The sequence below is a fragment of the Klebsiella sp. RCJ4 genome (genome assembly GCF_009025755.1).
Classification (GTDB): Bacteria; Pseudomonadota; Gammaproteobacteria; order Enterobacterales; family Enterobacteriaceae; genus Klebsiella; species Klebsiella michiganensis.
This window is the reverse complement of record NZ_WCIN01000012.1, coordinates 18,795-40,891: the sequence shown is the minus strand read 5'-3', so window position 1 is coordinate 40,891 and position 22,097 is coordinate 18,795. Positions and strand designations below refer to the sequence as shown.

Sequence of the window (22,097 nt, the reverse complement as noted above, 5' to 3'; positions counted from 1 at the left end):
CTTGCCCATATACTATAAATTCGGTAGCAGGTGTCGGGTCGAAGAACTTTCTGAGATTAGTAAACAGTTGTTTTGAAGAAAAATAATTGGGGACGTTATGTGGCATGACAATGAGACAACCGTTGATTACGTTAATTTTCGCCTAGTAGCAAAAGCATGTGCGGAGCTCATTCAAGATACCGGTGGGGAGCCAATCTCGATTGGGATCTCGGGAGGCTGGGGCGCAGGAAAATCGTCACTTGTACGGATGATCGCATCTGAGTTATCGCTGGAACAGACTGTCGGAGTGGGAATTGCCTCTGAGGAACGACCAAAACATGTAGTGATAACTTTCAATCCATGGCTTTACCAAGGCTTTGAGGATGCACGTACCGCGCTGCTACAGACGGTTGGAGATGCAGTACTTGAGGCTGTAGTCGCTCAGAATAGTGGACTTTTAGGTAAGGCAAAATCCCTCGTCAAGCGCATTAATTTTCTACGGTTGGCTCAACTTGGTGGAGAAGTTGCAGCCACTTTGATCACAGGGGTTCCGGTCGGTCTAATTGGAAAAGTTGTCGAGGCTGGAAAAGGTGCATTGCAGAATGAATCACTTAATGAAGGCATCGCAGTCGCCAAAGATGCATCAGATGCTACCAAAGGACTCTTGAACGAAGCTAAACCCGTTTCGCTGCCAAAAGAAATACAATCCTTTCGGGAAGCCTTGGAAGAGCTACTCGTCGAGCTGAATATCACGTTGGTAGTCTTTGTCGATGACCTTGATCGATGCCTACCTAAGACTGCTATTTCAACGCTCGAGGCTATTCGGTTGCTACTGTTTCTGCGTCGAAGTGCATTCGTCATTGCCGCGGACGATGTGTTTATTCGTGGAGCCGTCCGTGTCCACTTTGCTGGTACTGGTTTGGATGACGATATCGCAACTAATTATTTCGACAAGTTAATTCAAGTTCCATTGCGAGTACCAAGACTGGGCGCTAACGAGACTAAAGCATATACCGCGTTGCTATTTTTGGAACGTGCTCACCGCAGCGGACAGCTGAAAACCGAGAGTTTTGAGAAAGCTAAACTCAGCGTAGAAGCTCGACTACGAGAAACTTGGACGGGAAAAACCGTTGATCTTGCATTCCTCGAAACGCTGGTGGAAAAGGAGGATGCTGAGTTGCTCGACCTAATGGGGCTAGCTGAGAGGTTGGCTCCATTACTTTTTAGTGCAAGTACAGTCCAGGCCAACCCACGACTGATTAAGCGATTTCTTAATACCGTGTTTTTGCGTAAGACATTAGCTAAACCACAAGGCATTGATGTGGATGTACAAATTCTGGCTAAGTGGCATTTGCTCGAGCGGTGTGACGAAGCTACGGCGAATGCATTGGCAGAAAAGGTTTCGGCCGAAAACGAAGGCAGAGTCAGCATTCTTCATGACGCAGAGATGGCAGCTAAAGACCCGGATAATACGCTCCCCACCCTATTTGGAGATAAAGAGTTTGTTCGTGAGTGGCTGCAGCTTAAACCTCTGCTTGGTGATATGGATATGCGACCAATATTGCACCTCAGTAGAGATAGCACCGTTAGGGATTTTGGTGCCGATGATCTGAACGTAGCAGGTAAAGCATTACGTGATGCGTTGGTGGCAGCCCGAAATTCGAACGAAGCATTAAAACAGCAAATAATGGATGCTGGTGAACTGCAGTCTGGTCTTGCCATGGCTCGCGCCTGGGAAATTCGGCGACCAAACCGTTTATGGCAAAAGGCCGAAGAGGTCTTGATGCTTATCGAGGTGTCTCATATTCACCCAAGTACCGGGGCTCGAGCCGCTGCACTCATTAGTCAGGCACCTATTTCTCAGCTCGCCCCAGGCTTGGTTTCAGCTTTGACAGAGTGTAGCTGGGCGAAAGATGTTTTATCTAAGTGGGAACGGGACGAACAGATTCCGAAACCTGTTAAACGTGCAATTGAAAACGCAAGGAAGAAATAAATAAATGGGTACCTCGACCTCAAGCGCAGGAGCCGGTTCTGGCGCATCATTTGATCCACCATGGCTAGATGATGCTGAAACTGGCATTGACTCTAGCCAGGCAGACAAACCTATATCACCAAATCCAGCTCCCGAAGATGGCTCTGATGGTGCAAATGACAGTGACTCGGAGAATGACAACACTACACCGCAGCATGTAGAAAGTCCGGCGGCAGCGCCAGCGGGTCGTTATCAGGAAGCACGAAGGGCTCTCACGGGTTTCGTGCAATCTGGTAGTGGATCTGATTTACGGCGAGGTATTTCGAGTTTCATTAAAAAAGGTATGGGCGGCTCAGTAAAAGCGGCGAGTCGTATGCGCACCGGCGCTATAGCTTCTGCTTCATTAGGGGGCTTTCTGGCAACAGCCCGAGATGGGACCGACCCTGATATCGATGCGTGGGTTGCTTCGGTAAAACAGAGAAATCTATCTGCCCATGATACTGCACTAGAAGTTGTACAAAAGCTGCTGCCCACGGGTGGAAGTATTGACGAAGAGTCAGCCAAGCATGCAATGAATCAGGCCATCTCTCATCTTTATGAAGTAGATCCCACTGCTGATATCTTCAATCTTGCGGATGACCAGATTGCCAATGTAATGGCATTCACAGTGGCGTACGATGTTTACAACCGGGTTCAACTTGAACTCGGAAGGGTTTTTGAAAAGCTAAAATATGTACCCAGCGTCATACAACAGCGATTAGCACAAGTGCTTGACTACATTATGGTTGTTGTTAACAAATCGATGGAAAAGGTACGTTCTGGCAGTACTTCACATTCCATGCGAGAAATTGCGACTTTGGCGTTACAAGACGCCCTTACGGTGTTCTCTGAATCATGAAAATTCTTTGCTCAAGTATCAATTCGCTACCCCAAAATGTGCCAGTAGGCACTCGTGCATTCACCTTCCTAGAGGCATCATCACGACCCGGCATTGGACGTATTGCCTCTGGTTGGCTGCGTAAGCTAGAAAGTGCTGGCTATGCCCCATCGATCCCAGTGTGGGATTTCATGCTTTTTTGTTTTGCTGTTTATGCCTCAGATGTTGCTGTTCTTCGCAAAAATAGTGCTGATGGTTGGACTCGCCAAATTGAGCTCGATATTACACTTAATGATCCAGTTCCTTGGGAAGCAAATAAAGCTATTGCAGAGGAAATGCTTCGAGTTCTTTCTGGTGACTTTTGGACGCTGCACTTCCTGCCTGGCGGCCCAACACCACCAAAAGGCAATCACAGAGAGTGCGACCGAGATTGTGTGTCACTACTTTCTGGAGGCCTTGATAGCCTGATAGGTGGTATAGATGCAACAGCAGCAGGGCGTAAACCAATTTTTGTGTCACAACTTGCTTTTGAAGATTCTGCTCGGCAAGTTGCCTATGCTGATGCACTAGGTGGAGGCGACTGGCATCAACAGTGGAGTCATAAAGTCGTTTTTAGTGGTAAAAAAGAAACATCGACCAGAGCTCGCTCAATGGCGTTCTATGGTCTTGCTGTGCTCGCTACATCATTGTTAGCGGTCAAAAGAGCCGAAATATTGGTACCAGAAAATGGATTCATAAGTATCAATCCTCCATTGCTTCCGGGAAGGATGGCTAGCCTCAGCACAAGAACAACACATCCACAGTTCATGACTTTCCTTCAAAAATTACTTGATGCCGTTGGCGTCAATGCTCAATTGTGTATGCCCTATCGGTTCATGACGAAGGGAGAGATGTTGGCACAGTGTGCAGATCAAACACTGCTAGCAAGATTTGCATGTGATTCGACAAGTTGTGGTCGTTTCCGTACCTACAACCGAACACACTGCGGTCGATGCGTGCCATGTATGGTTCGTAAAGCTGCGATTCAGCGTTGGGGTATTTCTGATACGACAAGATATAAATTCACCAATCTGTCGTTGGCAGGAAAAGCAAATGCTGACGATCCAATGGCAGTGGCTTGTGCTGTACTCGCCGCCGAAAAAAAAGGGATTGATGCCTTCCTAGGGGCCACACTAGCCTTTGCGTCAGCTGCGGATCGCCCTCATTATCGTCACGTTGCTGAACAGGGTTTAGCTGAGTTAGCTGCCTTGCTTCGAAGGGACGGTATAATTTGATGGATTTCCACTGCCACTTAGATCTTTATCCGAATGCCAAGAAAGTCTACATCGAAGCATTGCAGCGAACCGAATTTGTATGGCTGGTTACAACTAGCCCAAGAGCATACGCTGCAACTTCGAAAGTTCTGGCTACCACTCAGAAATGTTTCATTTCCCCAGGCCTACACCCTGAGATAGCAGATAAAAAACATAGCGAATTGGAAATGTTGCTATCACAAATGGAGGATTGCACTGGTATTGGCGAAATTGGTCTGGATGGTTCATCACGGTGCAGGCCGTACTTTGAACTTCAAAAGAATATATTTAAAGCCATTGTTGAAAAGTGTGTAGGACTAGGTGGGCGAGTTCTCAGCATTCATTCTCGGGCTGCAGCCAAGGAAGTTTTAGATATTCTTGATGTGAATCCTGGGTTTGGCACAGCGGTTCTTCACTGGTTTACCGATTCACCTTCCGTCCTTCGAAGAGCAGCCGATGCCGGCTGTTGGTTCAGTGTTGGACCAACAATGATGGAGTCTGCTAATGGACGTAAGCTGGCAGCACTGATGCCACGTGATCGAGTGGTCCCAGAGAGCGATGGACCATTTGCGAAAATGCGTGGTGCGCATGTAATGCCATGGGAGGCTAATACTGTAACAATTAAATTAGCTGAGATATGGAATATATCGCAAGATGAAACATCGTTTTTGCTGAGATCGAATGGCTTACTTCTAATGAAACGTTTAGGGCTCTAATTTTTTAGCATTACACTGAGTGTGGCTTCTTGACCTGAACAAAAGCCTCATACTACGTCGGAAGTGGACGGATATAATTCTATTGAAACAAAGAAAAGCAATTGAAGAGACTCATCAGACGTTTGGGTATTTCCAGCATATCTTGCTGGATATGCCAGCTTACCCAGGTACTGTTAGAAATACAGAACGTTAAACCGATGAAGTGTTTTGAATTGCCGATAGTGGGAGCAACTCGTCTTCTCCTGAATGAGTAATCTAATGTGTATTAGCTTAGGCCAAAAGTGTGTATCTTGCTTCCTAGCAACTGCTACAGCTGCTACGTGTAGCAGCTGTAGCAGGGGAGTCATAAAGCATCATTTGCTTTTTCGGACTGCGCCAGCGCTTTTCTGTTGACGTCTGGTCGTTTTTCCCTTCTTCTTAAATTCCCCCTCTCTACGTATTTCTGATGCAATCCTCAAAGCCTCACATATCTTTCCCCGAAGACGTCTTGGCTTTTCTGTTACTCCGGAAAATATCCTGATGTGTCCTAGTTCTTCTCCAGGGCATCTCAAATAACTAATAAAAACATTGATGCTACTCAGGAAATTATAAAGTGTGCATTTATCAAGTACGCCAACCAGGTTTTCATTCAATTCACGAGTTGTTAGTGTTTTATTTTTCACTATAAGCCCGGCTAGTTCATTACTGTCAATGCTATCACCTGTTTCGCGAATAAGGATATTTAATTTACCCAGCGCACATTCTATTTCATCAAGAATCCCGAATATAGCTTGTGGACACTCATCAGATAGTGAATCTTCAGATGAATAACTTACCTTTCTTATCAGGTGGTTGTACATTTTTATTGCACGCATGATCGTCATGTTATCTGCGCATAATACAAGATTACTATCAGTTTCTCCCTGAGTTACAGCAATAAGTTCGGTAACAGCACCTTGATTGCTCAAGGTGCTGTTTATCACGGACAGTAATGTTTTATTTCTTATTTTTTTTCTTTCCAGTTTCACTTTTAATGCCAGTTTGATAACTGAAAAGGCTGAGGGCAGGTAACCAATCGGTAAGGTAGTTAATGGGATTTTGTTTATAAGTCGGAATGCTTCATCTGTTTTATCCTGACTGAGAAAAATGATGACTTGCAAAAGTTGGAAGTAGGGTATTAGTACATCTGAGTTAGATGCGGATTTGAAACAAGATGCTATTTCGGCTAAATCCCATTTAGAATATTTGGTGTTATTCCTAGTGTTAAAAATAAGCCATTTTAATTCGTGTACATAACGATACGGTTTTTCCTCTATAGTTACCGAAACGGGCCGGATAGCCATATTATAAAATGGAAGAGTAATGTAATGTAACAGTTTTTCGTCATACCCCTTAGAGTAGATATATCGACACAAAATACCATAACTATTGTTATAATTAATGCCATTGTTCACTGTGTGTCGGTAATGCATGGATACCGCGGTGACTGCTGAGGTCTTGCGTTCGAATGCAAGCAGCACGTTAAGCGACAGATAAGCCCTTTCAATTTTATTTAAATTTAGTGAGTTGACTTTTATGTTCTTTTCAGGAATGTAGCTTTCATTATACTCTGAACGGCAATCTTCTATTACTCTCTTTATAGTCGCTTCCTTCTGTCCACTACTTGCTTTAATATTATTAATGAAATTAATAAGTGATGTCAGATGATCCGTGTAGTGAAAATCAAGTGTGCGAATATATTCCCGTAGATATTCTTTCACTCCTGCATAAATCTTTCTTTTATCAGCTCTTTCGTGTGGGCAGTGTGTGCTGATCAAAAAACGATGAATATGGTAATAGAAATGCATTTCATCATCGGGGGGAAGAGAATTATAGACGTCTAATGCTACTATGGGAGGCAATGCGACCTGAAGGTAGCGCTTTGTGATTTGGCGATTATCTAGATGAGAAAAGACCGGAATATGCATTAGCGCGTTATATAGTTGCTCGTATTTGTAAAAAACTTCGCGTCTTTCTTCGAGGCTGAAGACTTCATTGCTGTCAATTATTCTTATTACATCGTTATAGCCTTGATCAAAAAAATTCTGATGAAAGGAAAAACTGCTGTTTCCACGCACTTCACGCCGTTCGTCATCCTTTTCAAACAGGCCAAAGCACTGGTAAAGACGATACATCATATCAGCAAAAGCATGAGTCCCCACGTTCCCTCCGGTTGGTTTCCGTTTTATGACGGGGACAGTATCTCAGATGGTATGAGAGAGTTCGAGCGCTGACTAAGACGTCCAATAAGGGGAACTAACAATGTTAAAGCCATGCGAACAAACGAACCATTCTAACCAGCCTCTGCGCATTCTGCGTATGGCTGAATTGACGGCACTCCTGGGAATATCCCGATCCAGCATCTACGAGAAATTGAACCCAAAATCCCGTTACTACGATGCTGATTTTCCTAAACCGATCCGGCTTGGGGCTGCATCTGTCGGCTGGCGCTCTACCTCTGTAGACGAGTGGCTCGCTTCCCGAACAGTTTAATTTTTTTACCAAAAAAAGGATGATGCAATGAGCAATAAATTTAAAAGCAAAATTAATCATGAACTTAACCTGAAGTTTGACATACTACCACGCCACATCAGGTATTGGGCTTCGCATTTGCACTACATAACTGGAGTGGCTATCGAAATAATCCTTGTTACGTTATTAGCCTTTTTAGGGCTGGCCTGTCAGGATTTGTACTGTGTTCAGTTAAAGAATAAACAGCGATTTCCTCTGGCCTTATATCTGCTGCTGCTTTCAAGATCTGGCAGTGGAAAATCAACAATATTCAGATTGTTGAAGGACCCTTTTGCACAACAGGAACGGGAGTTTGAAGATACTTATCGTGCTGAGCTTAAAGCATATGAGCGAAAAAATATTCTTTGGGAGGCAGAGTTTGAAGTATTAAACAGGCTTTATAAAAAGACTCTGAGCAAGGGTGAAGATACTACCGAAACGGGTAAGGCGCTTGAAGAGTACATTGGTCGAAAGCCGGATAAACCAGTAAGAAAGATCATTATCACAACGAATCCGACAAGCGAAGCTCTCGCAAAAGCAATCGGGCTAGAGTATCAAAATAAGGCGCTTTTTAATGACGAGGCAACAGCAGTATACAAGGGGAGTGTGTTCAACAACCCCGCGCTTCTCAATACATACTGGTGCGGAGACAAAATCACGATAGACAGGGCATCCAGTGAAAGTTTTGTTATTGAAAATTATGTATTTTCATGTTTTTTAATGATGCAACCTCAACCTTATAACAATACCAGCAGACAGAAAAGAGTAAACATCAGAGAGACTGGATTGCAGGCGCGTACACTGATGATAGACATGGAGCAGATTACTACACCGTGCATCATCAGTGACCATTATACTCATAGTGAGTCAGTGCTTTCTGAATTGTACTCAGTGATAACGCGGCATTTAAAAGCGGGTGTGAGGCGAAGAGAAAATGATGATGAGTTAATAACACTGACGTTGACCCCGGATGCTCAGGAGCTATTGGGTGCAACTTCGTTAAGTTTGCAGCAAAAGATGAAACCTGGAGGCTCCTTGTATCACTACGATGATATAGGTGCTCGGATTATAGAGCAGGGGCTCAGAATGGCAGGCATTTTTCAAGTTTCTGGTGACCCTGATTCGACAATGATAACAAAGGAAAATTTGTTATCAGCTTTGAATCTGATGGACTGGTTTGTCAATCACGCCATCACGAAAATTGATTCTACAAGAGAGTTGAGTGATGAAGAAAAAATATTATTCTGGATGGAGTCGCGCCTTGTTCAAAATGGTTCTTATAATTTCAGTAGAAATGTCATGATCAAAAATGGACCGTTATCAACCAGATGCTCTGCGCGCTTGATGCCAGCATTGGCTAAGCTTGAATCTAAAGGAAAGGTACAATTATACGAAGAAGCAGGTATAAATTATGTCAAATTTACCGGTTCAAAAATGCATCCTGTCGAACTGGCAGAGAAAACTAACACACCCGTATACCTGTCTGGATCACTGGCAATGAGCAAGCTTGTTAAGCCTGAATAACTTCAGAGTAATATTTATTATTTATCAAGGGGTTACCTTGATGGCAATCCCTGGCTGGTTGCGGGTTCGACTATCGCGGATAATATTTTTTCTTAGCTTAGCTAGTCGGTATATGTAATATACCTCGTATATCTTGTTAACATATACGTGTATACCAGTTAACTAACCAGCCCTATATGACAGATACCAGCAGAGATAATACATCCCTGCAAAGGGACCTGTACGCCTAATTACATGGGTAGCCTACTGCTACCCACTAACAAAAATTACTTGAGTAATTTATTATGAGATCACCTAATGAGTTATCTGAAAAAGGATTTGAATCCCTTCTGCTGGATGCAGAAAATAAATATAGATCCCGGATGTCGCGATATATGCTTCGTCGCTCGCTTGCGGTGGTATATGATTTTCTTGAGAAGAATAACCGCATATTCGCCGTGTTTGCTGTCTTGAGATTTGCTCAGTCCCATGCTGCCGATGAACCTGATTTACCATTGTGTTTTCAAAGAGATGATGAGAAGGCTATCACCCGAGCCTTAGACTCCCTGAAAAGCCAGCTACGGGCTGAGCACCTGCGTTCAGGCAGGGCTGGTGAACCTGCATTACCCGCTTATATCTGGGCCCGAGAACGTAATACCAGCGAACATCCCCACTACCACCTAGTTCTGTTGTTTGACAGAGAGGTTTATGCTTATCTCGGGAATTATACCGAACCTGATGCTGATAATATGGCGACTCGTATTCAGAAAGCTTGGTGCAGCGCTATTGGACTTGATTATCCCGATTACGCCAGTCGGGTTCATTTCCCGAAGAACCACACAGCCTGGTTCACACGACACCACGCATTAACGTTAAGCCCTGATTATTATGACTTCCTGCTACGGGTCGCTTACCTGGCAAAGAACAACACCAAACATTTAAGTGACGGTTACCGGAACTTAGGCACAAGTCAGATAACGTCATAGCCACTGTAAGGCCAGTAGAACCTCAGTTGCAGATTTGCCGATATAAGCGCAGATCTGCACTATTATCCTCGTTCTATGTTTACCATCAGCCAACAAGCTGGCGATAATCACATTCCATCTCATCGACGAAATCGTCACCGATTGTCGGAAATCCAAAGATTAAACGTTCCTTCCCTTGAATTCTAAATAAATTATAGAGATAGCTGTCCTTTCGGTGAGCGACGTGAACAGGCACAAATGGCCTGCTTCTTACGATATCTTCGTTTAGTTTACTGGCGTTGATGATGTTGTATTGGTCCCCAGTGATATCAATAGCGTAATCCCCCACTTCCAGCCAGTAGTGAGTTATCACGCCATTTTTACCGGTGGCTCCTGTGACACCCTTCAATTCCAGCTCGGGCCATAATTGCAGAAAGTGGAAGGAAAGCAGCATTGAGCAAAGCCTGCAACTCATGACAGGAAAGTCGTGAGGTATGAGGTAGGTTGTTGATGGATCACATTTTTCGAGTAGCTCTCTAAATCTACTCGCCTCTTCATGTGCAGCCCGAAGGGTAAACAAAATTTTTCCCCTGATTTATTATAATAGTGTCTGGAAGTGCCCGTACCAATGGAAGGCTGGTTTATCAGGTATTAGAGGTCGCAGCCAGAACATAATCTCCCATGTCTGCATCATTTGGCGTCATTCAACAAGTCTGTACGATTGCAGGCTGCTTCACATTTATTTCTGATAGTACGAGCCAATGCTCTTCCGGTCAAATCATGCATGTAGCCCAAGAAATAAGATATTTTAAAACAGGATTGCGTCATTACCACACACTCCTGTTTTTTGCTTTTGTGGATTAAGAATTTCTCCTATCCAGTGAGCTTTAATGTTGTAAATTCAACTTCAGTGAGGCTACCACTATCTGCCTTTTTCACAAAGTCAGCCCACCATTGCATCATTGGACGACGTTGCTCTAGGTAATCGCTACGATTATAAGCTCGCCGAACCTCATTTTTGTCAACATGAGCCAATGCTGCTTCAATAACATCAGGTGGAAATCCCTGCTCATTGAGAGCAGTGCTGGCGATAGAGCGTAAGCCATGAGAAACGAGAACGCCTCCCAATCCAGCACGCTTAAGTGCGGCATTCACTGTTTGGCTGTTCATCGGCTGGGTTGGTTTGATGCGACTGGGAAAGATAAATTCTCGGCCACCACTGAGAGACTTCATCGTTGCAAGAATAGCGAGGGCTCCATCAGACAATGGAATCGTATGCTCCCGGTTCATCTTCATTCGAGCAGCAGGAATTTTCCATTCGTTGGCATCAAAATCGATCTCATCCCATCTCGCTTCAGAGGCCTCGGCTGGTCGGGTAATGGTGAGAAGCTGCCACATGAACAAGCACCGCGTTGACATACTAATGCTAGCCGTACGCATAGTTTGCATTAGCTGTGGTAGTTGCTCCGGGCGGATGCTTGGCATGTTTTTCTTTTGCGGTTTCTCGAACGCTTTTCCGATATTTACACTGGGAACTGCATCAATCAAGCCTGTGTTCTGCGCGTAAATCATGACTTCATTAATACGCTGACAAAGGCGTCGGACTGTCTCTAATGCACCTCTGGCCTGAACCGGCTGCACTGCTTTAACCAGAGTATGAGCCTTAATCTCAGTGACACTGATATCACCGATAGCTGGGAAAACATCTCTCTCAAGCGAGCGCCAGATATCGTCGGCATAGTCCTCTGTTACGCTGGCTTTCTTCACATTCCACCAACGCTCGGCAACTAACAGGAAAGTATTGGTTTTGGCCTCTTGAGAATTTCTCGCCTGTTCTTTCTGATATTCTTGGGGATCAACGTCTTTCGCCAATAAAACTTTAGATTCGGCTCTGAGTTTACGTGCATCAGAAAGCGAGACGGCAGGGTAGGCTCCGAAGCTTTGTTTGGTTCGCTGCTTGGTCAGAGGCCGATAGTAACGGAACTGCCAGAGCTTACTACCGCTGGACTTGATTAGCAGAGTAAGCCCGTCACCGTCATACAGCTGATAATCGGCATCTTTAGGTTTGGCAGCTTTGATTTCCGTATCGGTTAACGGCTTGGTTTTTCTTGCCATGGGGAGTCTCCCTGCGTTTAGGCCCAACGAAAACAATAGAGCTTTTCGTTGGGCCTATCAATGGGCCTAAAAGGTTCGGATTTAATTAGTTCTCTTCGGACTACGCGGGACAAATTGCAGGCACAAAAAAGCCCGCAGGGCTTGCGCCGTGCGGGCTCTTAGGACTTCATCGGATGACTCTGGTAATCACCGATGGAGAATTTTGGTGGAGCTGGCGGGAGTTGAACCCGCGTCCGAAATTCCTACATCCTCGGTACTACATGCTTAGTCTGTCTTTACATTCGCCTGGCACCTGCGGACGGACACGCCACTACCAGACTAGCCTGATTAGTTTTAACGCTTCAACCCCAGGCAGGGCTTCCACGCGATCTCTTTTGGGTTTGACCTCTCTTTGATCCCCGTCTTAAGAGCGGAAGCTAGGGAGAGAGGGCTCAGAGCAGGTTATTAAGCTGCTAAAGCGTAGTTTTCGTCGTTTGCGACTATTTTTTTGCGGCTTTTTACGAGGCCAACCGCCCCTCGGCATGCACCTTGGGTTTCGCAAATCCCGTCGAATCCAGAATCAGCCCCAATGTGTACGGTGAGTATAACAGATTTATGAATGTGCTTACCAGTCCTCGTTTTGAGGATTATGGCGTCAGGTTGGGTGAAAAATCAGCATCAACAACGATATAGCATCAGGGCCAGCAAAACTGACCCTGACAGGAAGGGGAATTAACGACCGGCGTGTTTCATAATTCGGGCTTTATCTACCGCCCACTCGCGGTCTTTGATATCGGTACGCTTGTCGTGCTGTTTTTTACCTTTTGCTACGCCGATTTTGACTTTGCACCAGGCATTCTTCCAGTACAGAGAAAGAGCAACCACGGTGTAACCTTCGCGGTTGATGCGCCCGTACAGGGTATCCAGTTCGCGCTGGTTGAGCAGAAGCTTACGGGTACGCGTCGGGTCGCAAACGTAATGAGTGGAAGCAACGGCCATTGGCGTAAAGTTGGCGCCAAACAGATAGGCTTCGCCATCTTTTAAAATGACATAGCTATCGCCAATATTGGCTTTACCTGCGCGGAGAGATTTTACTTCCCATCCCTGCAGGGCAAGACCAGCCTCGTATTCATCTTCGATAAAGTATTCATGACGAGCGCGTTTATTCAGCGCAATGGTGGCTGATCCAGGTTTGTGGGCTTTTTTCTTAGTCATAGTATCCTGAAGTCATCGTCTTAAAACAGTCGTACCTCAATCTTCCCGCGAGGCGTAATGGGCTATCTTAGCACGAGTTGCGGTACAGCGTTTTTTTTAGCAGCAGATAAATGATATTATTTACACCGTGTTTATATGTGGAACCTGCTATGCCTCAGATTAGCCGTACCGCCCTGGTGCCGTTCAGTGCGGAACAGATGTACCAACTGGTAAATGATGTGAAGTCCTACCCTGATTTTCTGCCGGGCTGCACCGGTAGCCGGGTTCTGGAGCTCGGTCCGACGCAAATGACCGCGGCGGTTGACGTCTCCAAAGCGGGTATCAGCAAGACCTTCACAACGCGAAATACGCTGACCAGTAACCAAAGTATTCTGATGAGTCTGGTCGATGGACCGTTCAAAAAGCTGATTGGCGGCTGGAAGTTTATTCCCTTAAGCCCGGAAGCGTGCAAAATTGAGTTCCATCTCGATTTTGAATTCACTAATAAGCTGATTGAAATGGCCTTTGGTCGCATTTTCAAAGAGCTGGCCATGAATATGGTGCAGGCATTCACGACCCGCGCTAAAGAGGTCTACAGTGTCGGCTAAAATCGTGGTTGAAGTGGCCTACGCATTGCCGGAAAAGCAGTATCTGCAAAGCGTTAAGCTGGAGGAGGGCGCGACGGTCGAGCAGGCGATCGTGGCCAGCGGCCTTCTGGCGCTGCGTGATGATATCGATCTGACGAAGAACAAAGTGGGGATTTATAGCCGCCCGGCTAAGCTTCACGATCGGGTCCACGATGGCGATCGGGTAGAAATCTATCGGCCGCTGATTGCTGACCCAAAAGCGCTGCGCCGGCAGCGGGCAGAGAAAAGCGCCGGAAAGTAACCGTTTCGCACGAAGATGCAGATATAAAAAAAGCGCTCATTGAGCGCTTTTTGCGTATTGATAGCTTTACTCCGCCGTCAGGGCAGGTTTGTTATCAATGTTGGTCAGCACACCGCTGCTGTTGAAGGTCAGGGTAAGCGTCTGCTGGGTAACTTTCTCATGCCCAGGCTGCTGACGGAAAACGTAGAACCAGGTATTGGTGCCAAACGGATCCGACATCATCGGGGTACCAAGAGCATAGGCAACCTGTTGTTGCGTCATGCCGACGCGGATTTTTGCTACATCGGTTGGTGCCAGATAGTTACCCTGGTTGATGTCAGGACGGTAAACCACTCGTTCCAGAGTGGAACAGCCTGCGGTCAACATAAGAAGAACCGCTGCGGCAGCAGTCAGCATTTTACAGCGCATAGTGATTTGATTCCTTTTTGGGCCCGAGCAGTACGTGGCTCATCTGTAATATGCCGATGATAATAGACCTTTGCCCGGTTGGGAACCTTCGGCTGCAGGTCTGTCGGCAATTTGCTGTTCACTATGACTCTGTGAAAATCAAAAAGTTTACGCGGCGAGCAACTCTTTCGCGTTTGCCAGGGTGTTACGAGTGACTTCACTACCGCCCAGCAGTCGGGCCAGTTCCTGCAAACGAGCGCGTTTATCCAGAGGGTGCATATGCGTCTCGGTCATTTCACCGTCGGTTTCCTTGCAGACGAAGAAATGGTGATGTCCGCAACCGGCAACCTGCGGTAAGTGGGTAACGCACATCACCTGGGTTGATTCACCCAATTGACGCAGCAGCTTACCGACGACCGCCGCCGTAGGGCCGCTGATGCCGACGTCCACTTCATCGAAAATCAGCGCTGGAGTTTCCATCTTACGCGCGGTGATGACCTGTATCGCCAGCGCAATACGAGACAGCTCGCCGCCGGAGGCAACTTTAGCAATCGGCTGCAGCGGTTGACCCGGGTTAGTGGTGACGCGGAATTCGATATGGTCTGCGCCTTCAGCCGTAAGATGGCGCTCATCGAACGCGACATCAATGGAGAACACCCCATGCGGCATCGAAAGTGAGTGCATACTCTCCGTAATGAGCTGAGTCAGCTCATCGGCGCTATTTTGGCGTAAGGCATGCAGCTGTTTCGCCGTATCCAGCGCCAGCTGATGATGCTCCACAACCCTCTGGCTGAGTGATTCCAGAGAACCCGCGCTATCATCCAGCATACGCTGTTCTTCCAGCAGTGACTGGTAAAGGTCAGGAAGCTCTTCGGGCGTAATTTGATGCTTCCGCGCGAGGGCAATTTGCCGGGAGATACGCTGTTCCAGCTCAAACAGGCGGTTCGGATCGAGATCGAGGCGGTCATGATAATGGCGCAGTTCGTCCGTGGCTTCGCTAAGCTGAATAGACGCTTCTTCGAGCATATCGAGTACTCCGGAGAGCTTACTGTCCATACCAACCAGCTCGCTGACCAGCTGCTTCGCGACGTAGAGTTGGCTTTGCAGGTTGGATTCTTCGCCGTCTGCTAGCACCGTCAGCGCATGCTGGCAGGTGGTCAGCAACTGACCGCTGTTAGCAAGGCGTTTGTACTCTTCATCAATTTGCTCAAATTCGCCCGACAGCGGGTTGAACTCGTTTAGCTCTTTTAACTGATATTGCAGCAGGTCCGCACGCGCTGCGCGCTCCTGGCTTTGCTGCTGATGCTGCGCCAGATCGCGACAGCTTTTATGCCACTGACGATAGCGCTCTGCCATAAGCTGAGTAAGCGCGTACTCACCGGTATAGCCATCAAGCAGCGTTTTCTGGTGTTCGGGTTTAGTCAGTAGCTGGTGGGCATGTTGGCCGTGGATCTGGATTAGCAGCTGACCCAGCTCACGTAGCTGGGATAAAGGGACTGCCGTACCGTTAATAAACCCGCGAGAACGGCCGTCTGCGCTGATGACGCGACGAAGTAAACACTCACGCCCGCTTTCAAGCTGGTTCTGTTCCAGCCAGCGCTGCGCGGCAGGCGTGTCCTTCAGGGAGAAGCGGGCGCACAAATCAGCCCGGCTGGCGCCTCTGCGCACCATGTCGGCTTCCGCCCGACCACCGAGGCACAGCCCCAGCGCGTCGATAGCGATCGATTTACCGGCGCCGGTCTCGCCGGTAATGGCGGTCATCCCGCTGTGAAAATCGATTTCCAGCTCACGAACGATAGCAAAATGACTGATAGTGAGTTGTGCCAACATAGCTGCCTTCCTGTATGAAAAACCATTACTGTGTTTTCGTACAGTATAATATGGTTTTTTATCCAGTAAAGGGGCTGGCTATAAAATCAGAACAATTTTTTCGACCAGCCAAGCTTGGTGCTTAATGTATTGAAATAGCTGTAATCTTTTGGATGAATGAGATTGAGGTGATAGTCACAGCGGCGGATCAGCACATCTTCACCATCCTGAATCGGCAGCGCTATCTGGCTATCGCAGCTAATCTCGAGGTCGCTACAGCGTTGAGAAAAGCGCAGGCGAATCGTGCTGTCACCGTTGATCACCAGCGGGCGTGCCGACAGCGTATGCGGGAACATGGGGACCAGAGTGATAGCATCCAGCGAAGGCGTGAGGATCGGCCCGCCGGCGGAGAGGGAATAAGCCGTGGAGCCAGTTGGCGTGGAGATAATCAGGCCATCGGAGCGCTGAGAGAAAGCAAACACCTCATCAATGTAGACTTCAAACTCGATCATATGCGCCACTTTGCCAGGGTGCAGGACGACTTCGTTAATCGCCGTGCTGATGCGCTTCTGGCAATCCTGCTGACATACCTGCGCTTCCAGCAGGAAGCGTTTTTCGGCGATATAGTGGCCTTCGAGGACATCGGCGAGCTGCTGTAGCGCGTTATCCGGGTCGAGGTCGGTCAGAAAACCGAGGTTACCGCGGTTAATCCCAATAACGTTAATGTCGTAGCGGGCCAGCGTCCGCGCTGCGCCGAGCATATTGCCATCACCGCCCACCACGACGGCCAGGTCTGCCTGCTGGCCGATTTCCGCCAGCGTCCCGGTCTTCACATTGCTGAGCTGCAGTTCATGAGCAATTTGCTGCTCAACCAGCACTTCATAACCTTTGCCGGACAGCCAGCGCCAGAGCATTTCATGTGTGGTCAGCGCGGTTGGGTGACGAGGGTGTCCCACAATGCCTATACACTTGAAGTGGTTCTTCATGATCTGGATGTCCTTGCGTTAAATGAATAGTGACAATCTGGCTGCGTTCCCTTGAAACCAGGAAACTGATCCCCATAATAAGCGAAGTTAGCGAGATGAATGCGAAAAAAAACGCGGAGAAATTCATGAGTAGTAAAGAACAGAAAACGCCTGAGGGGCAAGCCCCGGAAGAAATTATCACGGAGCAGCACGACGACGTTGAGGCGGTAGAGCCTGAGGTTTCGGCTGAGCAGGTGGATCCGCGCGATGAAAAAATTGCGAATCTGGAAGCTCAGCTTGCTGAAGCGCAGAAGCGCGAACGTGAAGTATTGCTGCGTGCGAAAGCCGATGAAGATAACCTGCGCCGCCGCACCGAGCTGGATATCGAAAAAGCGCATAAGTTTGCGCTGGAGAAGTTCGTTAACGAGCTGCTGCCGGTCATCGACAGCCTGGATCGCGCGCTGGAAGTCGCTGATAAAGCTAACCCGGATATGGCGCCGATGGTTGAAGGTATCGAACTGACGCTGAAGTCCATGCTCGACGTGGTGCGCAAGTTCGGCGTGGAAGTGATTGGCGATACTAACGTGCCGCTGGATCCGAACGTACATCAGGCCATTGCGATGGTTGAGTCTGAAGACGTTGCGGCAGGTAACGTTCTGGGCGTCATGCAAAAGGGTTATACCCTGAACGGGCGTACTATTCGCGCGGCGATGGTCACCGTGGCGAAAGCGAAGTAAATAAGCGAAACGGCTACCGCGAGGTAGCCGTTTTTCTATTCCCCTCAGCCAGGTCCCAGGGTTGCTATGACTCGGCCACGCTTTCGCGAATGGGTTTTACCGGCATCACTTTCACCCGTTTAATCATATTCTCCTGAACATCAAGAATATCGATATCATACTGTTCGATGCGTACGCGGGTGCCCGGGGCGGGGATCTCTTCAAGTGCTTCCAGGATAATACCGTTAATGGTTCGCGCTTCATCTTCCGGCAGATGCCAGTTAAAAGCCTTGTTGATTTCACGTACGTTGGCGGTACCGTCGATAATCACTGAACCGTCGTTAAGCGGCGTCACCTCTTCAGCAAGCGTAGGCGACATTGAAGTCGTAAAATCGCCAACGATCTCTTCGAGGATATCCTCAACCGTGACCAGACCCTGAATGTCTCCATATTCATCAACAACCAGGCCCACTTTCTTCTTATTGCGCTGGAATTTCACCAGTTGCGTACTGAGCGGCGTACCTTCCGGCACGAAGTAAATTTCATCGGCGGCGCGCAGCATGACTTCTTTCGTGAACTCTTTTTTCTCCGTCATCAGGCGATAAGCTTCGCGAACCCGCAGCATGCTGATGGCATCGTCCAGCGTGTCGCGGTACAGCACAATGCGTCCGTGCGGAGAGTGGGTCAGCTGGCGGACAATGGATTTCCAGTCATCGTTAATATTGATACCGACAATATCGTTGCGCGGGACCATGATGTCGTCAACGCTGACTTTCTCGAGGTCCAGAACGGAGAGCAGCATGTCCTGATTGCGGCGGGAGATTTGCGAGCGTGATTCATTAACGATAGTACGCAGTTCATCTTTGCTTAAGGCCCCGCTCACGACGATATCGGTTTTTATACCCATCATGCGCATCAGAATGCGGGTAATGGTGTTGAGCAACCACACCAGCGGCATCATCAGAATTTGCAGCGGCGCGAGCAGGAGGCTGCTGGGATAGGCGACCTTTTCCGGATAGAGCGCGGCAATGGTTTTTGGCAGCACTTCGGCAAACACCAGCACCACAAACGTCAGGACGCCGGTGGCAATGGCGACGCCGGCATCCCCGTACAGGCGCATACCGACAATGGTGCCCAGCGCCGAGGCAAGAATGTTGACGAGGTTATTGCCAATGAGGACCAGACTAATGAGACGGTCAGGTTTGCGCAGCAGCTTTTCGACACGTTTTGCCTGACGATTGCCCTGCTTGGCCATATGACGCAGGCGATAGCGGTTCAGCGTCATCATGCCGGTTTCAGAACCGGAGAAATAGGCGGAGATGACCACCATGACGATCAGCGTCACGATCAGCGTGGTGGTGGAGATATGTTCCACTTGGGATTCCTTAAAGACTTAGCTCATGAACTGTTGCAATACGCGGCTACCAAAGTAGGCCAGCGTCAGCAGCCCCGCGCCAGTCACGTTAAACCAGACGACCCGGCGTCCGCGCCACCCTTCATGATAGTGGCCCCAAAGCAGGACGATATATACGAACCACGCAACGATAGACAGCACTGCTTTATCAATGTTTTCCGCACTAAACAGGTTGTGCATGTAAAACAGCCCGGTACACAGCGTCAGGGTTAACAGAACCACGCCTATCTGTGTGATATGAAACATTTTACGTTCAATGCTCATCAGCGGCGGCATTTCGCTACTGAAGGTCAACTTTTTATTCTTCAGCTGATAGTCAATCCACGCCAGCTGCAGCGCGTAAAGCGCAGCGATAATCAGCGTAGCATAAGAGAAGAGCGACAGGCCGATATGGACCAGCATCCCCGGCGTGGTTTCCAGATGCGTGATGTATTCGTTCGGCATAAAGGTAGCGAACGCGAGGTTGATTAAGGCGAAGGTGTAGACAATGGGTAGCAATAGCCAGCCGCGATTACGCGAGGCGACGATGGTCATCACCGTACAGATCATCAGGCTGACCAGCGATCCCACGTTTAATAGACTGAGATTTTGCCCGCTTTCGCCGCCGGGAAAAATGCGTGACTCCAGCGCGAAGGCGTGACAAATCAACGCAATAGTTGCGGAAAGAATCGCCATCCGCCGCCAGCTGCTGTTTTTTTGCAGCAGACCAGGGACGATCAGCGCGAGGCTGATGGAGTAGGCGACAAGGGCGAGTAGAGCAAAAACAGGCATAGGTGTGTCGACTGTTGACTAAATAGTAAAGAGAAGCAGTATAGCGTCACGCGACTCTGGCTCCAACCGTTGCAGCACATTCGCGTTTATGTCGTGTTATACTGCGCCCATTCCGTTTTTGTGTCGCTGCGGCGACCGACCGTTTCCACCTCAGGCGAGAGACAATGTTTGATAATTTAACCGATCGTTTGTCGCGTACGCTGCGCAACATTAGCGGCCGCGGACGCCTTACTGAAGACAATATTAAAGATACCCTGCGCGAAGTGCGTATGGCGCTGCTGGAGGCGGACGTTGCTCTGCCTGTGGTACGTGATTTCATCAACCGCGTAAAAGAAAGCGCGGTAGGTCATGAAGTCAACAAAAGCCTGACCCCGGGCCAGGAGTTCGTCAAAATCGTGCGCAACGAACTGGTTGCCGCGATGGGCGAAGAGAACCAGGCGCTGGATTTAGCCGCGCAGCCGCCAGCCGTGGTGCTGATGGCCGGTTTGCAAGGGGCGGGTAAAACCACCAGCGTCGCGAAGCTGGGTAAATTCCTGCGTGAAAAGCACAAGAAGAAAGTCCTTGTCGTTTCCGCTGACGTCTATCGCCCTGCGGCGATCAAACAGCTGGAAACGCTGGCCGAGCAGGTTAGCGTTGATTTCTTCCCGTCTGACGTGGGTCAGAAGCCGGTTGATATCGTTAATGCCGCGCTGAAAGAAGCGAAGCTCAAATTCTACGACGTGCTGCTGGTGGATACTGCCGGTCGTCTGCACGTTGATGAAGCGATGATGGATGAGATTAAGCAGGTCCATGCGTCTCTCAATCCAGTAGAAACCCTGTTTGTTGTCGATGCGATGACCGGCCAGGATGCGGCGAACACGGCGAAAGCCTTTAACGAAGCCCTGCCGCTGACCGGGGTTGTGCTGACCAAAGTGGACGGCGACGCCCGCGGCGGTGCGGCGCTGTCGATTCGTCATATCACCGGCAAGCCGATTAAGTTCCTCGGCGTTGGCGAGAAAACCGAAGCGCTGGAGCCGTTCCATCCGGATCGTATCGCTTCCCGTATTCTCGGCATGGGCGACGTCCTGTCGTTGATCGAAGATATCGAAAGTAAGGTCGACCGCGCGCAGGCTGAAAAGCTGGCCTCTAAGCTGAAAAAAGGCGACGGTTTTGACCTGACCGATTTCCTTGAACAGCTGCGGCAGATGAAAAACATGGGCGGTATGGCCAGCCTGATGGGCAAGCTGCCGGGCATGGGGCAGATACCGGACAACGTTAAATCGCAGATGGATGATAAAGTTCTGGTGCGTATGGAAGCCATCATCAACTCGATGACGCTGAAAGAGCGCGCTAAACCGGAAATTATTAAAGGTTCGCGCAAGCGCCGCATCGCCGCAGGCTGCGGAATGCAGGTGCAGGATGTGAACCGTCTGCTCAAGCAGTTTGACGATATGCAGCGCATGATGAAGAAGATGAAGTCGAAAGGCGGCATGATGAAGATGATGCGCGGAATGAAAGGAATGATGCCGCCAGGGTTCCCCGGAGGCCGATAGGCTGGTCGCCATTTCTGCCGGGGCGCGCTTCTTTTCTGACACATGGTTGGCGCATTCTGGCTATGACTTATACTCCGGTACCCAATTTAAGGGTACCGGAGTCGCCCTTCCACAGCAGAGTTTATAACTGCTGATTGCAATTTCCCCAGAAATCAGTAAAATTTTCGGGCTTTTAATATGACACCGGGCTCCGTTCCTCGATGGGGCCCGGTGTTTTATTCACACAAGAGGATGTTATGGTTACTATTCGTTTAGCACGTCACGGCGCGAAAAAGCGTCCGTTCTACCAGGTTGTTGTTACCGACAGCCGTAATGCACGCAACGGTCGCTTCATCGAGCGCGTTGGTTTCTTCAACCCGATCGCTTCTGCGACCGAAGAAGGAACTCGTCTGGATCTGGATCGTATCGCTCACTGGGTTGGCCTGGGCGCTACTGTTTCCGATCGCGTAGCTGCGCTGATCAAAGCCGCTAACAAAGCAGCTTAATCTGTCACG

The 22,097-nt window shown here is 48.5% G+C and carries 21 protein-coding genes and 1 other RNA gene; 12 read left to right on the top strand and 10 right to left on the bottom strand.

Annotated elements, in window-relative coordinates:
- Positions 1-97: 97 nt before the first annotated feature.
- The 4 genes from F8562_RS04200 to qatD are packed head-to-tail and all read left to right on the top strand — an operon-like array spanning position 98 to position 4,836.
- Positions 98-1,972, top strand: coding sequence for a P-loop NTPase fold protein (locus F8562_RS04200; RefSeq protein ID WP_054626373.1), 1,875 nt, complete (start codon positions 98-100; stop codon positions 1,970-1,972).
- A gap of 4 nt (positions 1,973-1,976) precedes the next feature.
- Positions 1,977-2,849, top strand: a complete 873-nt coding sequence (qatB, locus tag F8562_RS04195; RefSeq protein ID WP_094909258.1) for a Qat anti-phage system associated protein QatB — start codon at positions 1,977-1,979, stop codon at positions 2,847-2,849.
- Positions 2,846-4,102 (top strand): Qat anti-phage system QueC-like protein QatC, encoded by a 1,257-nt coding sequence (gene qatC / locus F8562_RS04190; protein ID WP_215412380.1) that lies wholly within the window; start codon positions 2,846-2,848, stop codon positions 4,100-4,102. Before qatB ends, qatC begins: the two co-directional genes overlap by 4 nt.
- Positions 4,102-4,836 (top strand): Qat anti-phage system TatD family nuclease QatD, encoded by a 735-nt coding sequence (qatD, locus tag F8562_RS04185; RefSeq protein ID WP_054626370.1) that lies wholly within the window; start codon positions 4,102-4,104, stop codon positions 4,834-4,836. Before qatC ends, qatD begins: the two co-directional genes overlap by 1 nt.
- A gap of 353 nt (positions 4,837-5,189) precedes the next feature.
- Here the strand turns inward: qatD and F8562_RS04180 are convergent, their stop codons facing one another.
- Positions 5,190-7,016 carry a hypothetical protein gene (locus F8562_RS04180; RefSeq protein ID WP_103284127.1) on the bottom strand — a complete coding sequence of 609 codons (1,827 nt, stop codon included), beginning with the start codon at positions 7,014-7,016 and terminating at the stop codon, positions 5,190-5,192.
- Between the two features lie 100 nt (positions 7,017-7,116).
- On the opposite strand from F8562_RS04180, the gene F8562_RS04175 reads away from it, so the two are divergent.
- The 3 genes from F8562_RS04175 to F8562_RS04165 all read left to right on the top strand — a co-directional run bounded on the left by F8562_RS04175 (position 7,117) and on the right by F8562_RS04165 (position 9,854).
- Positions 7,117-7,347, top strand: coding sequence for a helix-turn-helix transcriptional regulator (locus F8562_RS04175; RefSeq protein ID WP_054626367.1), 231 nt, complete (start codon positions 7,117-7,119; stop codon positions 7,345-7,347).
- 27 nt (positions 7,348-7,374) lie between these two features.
- Positions 7,375-8,889 (top strand): DUF3987 domain-containing protein, encoded by a 1,515-nt coding sequence (locus F8562_RS04170; RefSeq protein ID WP_094909255.1) that lies wholly within the window; start codon positions 7,375-7,377, stop codon positions 8,887-8,889.
- 284 nt (positions 8,890-9,173) lie between these two features.
- Entirely contained in the window at positions 9,174-9,854 is a 681-nt protein-coding gene (locus tag F8562_RS04165; protein WP_094909254.1) for an inovirus Gp2 family protein, read from the top strand.
- An 85-nt stretch (positions 9,855-9,939) separates the two neighbouring features.
- On the opposite strand, the gene F8562_RS04160 is transcribed toward F8562_RS04165, so the two are convergent.
- The 4 genes from F8562_RS04160 to smpB form a co-directional block, all read right to left on the bottom strand.
- Positions 9,940-10,287 carry a hypothetical protein gene (locus tag F8562_RS04160; RefSeq protein WP_224376444.1) on the bottom strand — a complete coding sequence of 116 codons (348 nt, stop codon included), beginning with the start codon at positions 10,285-10,287 and terminating at the stop codon, positions 9,940-9,942.
- A gap of 419 nt (positions 10,288-10,706) precedes the next feature.
- A complete protein-coding gene (locus F8562_RS04155; protein ID WP_094909253.1) occupies positions 10,707-11,948 on the bottom strand; it encodes an integrase in 1,242 nt (413 codons plus the stop codon).
- Between the two features lie 203 nt (positions 11,949-12,151).
- Positions 12,152-12,515, bottom strand: a transfer-messenger RNA (tmRNA) gene (ssrA, locus tag F8562_RS04150).
- A 144-nt stretch (positions 12,516-12,659) separates the two neighbouring features.
- Positions 12,660-13,142, bottom strand: coding sequence for an SsrA-binding protein SmpB (gene smpB, locus F8562_RS04145; RefSeq protein WP_004104655.1), 483 nt, complete (start codon positions 13,140-13,142; stop codon positions 12,660-12,662).
- 149 nt (positions 13,143-13,291) lie between these two features.
- Here smpB and F8562_RS04140 point away from each other — a divergent pair, with 149 nt between their 5' ends.
- Both F8562_RS04140 and F8562_RS04135 read left to right on the top strand, forming a co-directional pair.
- Positions 13,292-13,729 carry a type II toxin-antitoxin system RatA family toxin gene (locus F8562_RS04140; protein ID WP_004123817.1) on the top strand — a complete coding sequence of 146 codons (438 nt, stop codon included), beginning with the start codon at positions 13,292-13,294 and terminating at the stop codon, positions 13,727-13,729.
- Positions 13,719-14,009 (top strand): RnfH family protein, encoded by a 291-nt coding sequence (locus tag F8562_RS04135; RefSeq protein WP_014839243.1) that lies wholly within the window; start codon positions 13,719-13,721, stop codon positions 14,007-14,009. Before F8562_RS04140 ends, F8562_RS04135 begins: the two co-directional genes overlap by 11 nt.
- A gap of 66 nt (positions 14,010-14,075) precedes the next feature.
- Here F8562_RS04135 and bamE read toward each other — a convergent pair whose 3' ends face one another.
- From bamE to nadK, 3 genes are all read right to left on the bottom strand, one after another.
- Complete coding sequence (gene bamE, locus F8562_RS04130; RefSeq protein ID WP_004123807.1) at positions 14,076-14,417, bottom strand: outer membrane protein assembly factor BamE; 342 nt, start codon at positions 14,415-14,417, stop codon at positions 14,076-14,078.
- A 147-nt stretch (positions 14,418-14,564) separates the two neighbouring features.
- A complete protein-coding gene (gene recN / locus F8562_RS04125; protein WP_014839242.1) occupies positions 14,565-16,226 on the bottom strand; it encodes a DNA repair protein RecN in 1,662 nt (553 codons plus the stop codon).
- Positions 16,227-16,312: 86 nt separating this feature from the next.
- A complete protein-coding gene (gene nadK / locus F8562_RS04120; RefSeq protein ID WP_004123797.1) occupies positions 16,313-17,191 on the bottom strand; it encodes an NAD(+) kinase in 879 nt (292 codons plus the stop codon).
- A gap of 125 nt (positions 17,192-17,316) precedes the next feature.
- On the opposite strand from nadK, the gene grpE reads away from it, so the two are divergent.
- Positions 17,317-17,907, top strand: a complete 591-nt coding sequence (grpE, locus tag F8562_RS04115; protein ID WP_004853330.1) for a nucleotide exchange factor GrpE — start codon at positions 17,317-17,319, stop codon at positions 17,905-17,907.
- A 64-nt stretch (positions 17,908-17,971) separates the two neighbouring features.
- Here the strand turns inward: grpE and F8562_RS04110 are convergent, their stop codons facing one another.
- Positions 17,972-19,261, bottom strand: coding sequence for an HlyC/CorC family transporter (locus F8562_RS04110; RefSeq protein ID WP_014839241.1), 1,290 nt, complete (start codon positions 19,259-19,261; stop codon positions 17,972-17,974).
- Positions 19,262-19,279: 18 nt separating this feature from the next.
- On the bottom strand, positions 19,280-20,071 hold the full coding sequence (locus tag F8562_RS04105) for an inner membrane protein YpjD (protein ID WP_004853326.1): 792 nt from the start codon (positions 20,069-20,071) through the stop codon (positions 19,280-19,282).
- A gap of 164 nt (positions 20,072-20,235) precedes the next feature.
- Between F8562_RS04105 and ffh the strand changes: the two genes are divergently transcribed.
- Positions 20,236-21,603, top strand: coding sequence for a signal recognition particle protein (gene ffh / locus F8562_RS04100; RefSeq protein ID WP_004123779.1), 1,368 nt, complete (start codon positions 20,236-20,238; stop codon positions 21,601-21,603).
- A gap of 236 nt (positions 21,604-21,839) precedes the next feature.
- Positions 21,840-22,088: a 30S ribosomal protein S16 gene (gene rpsP, locus F8562_RS04095; protein WP_004123777.1), complete on the top strand. Its 249-nt coding sequence runs from the start codon at positions 21,840-21,842 to the stop codon at positions 22,086-22,088.
- Positions 22,089-22,097 lie beyond the last annotated feature (9 nt).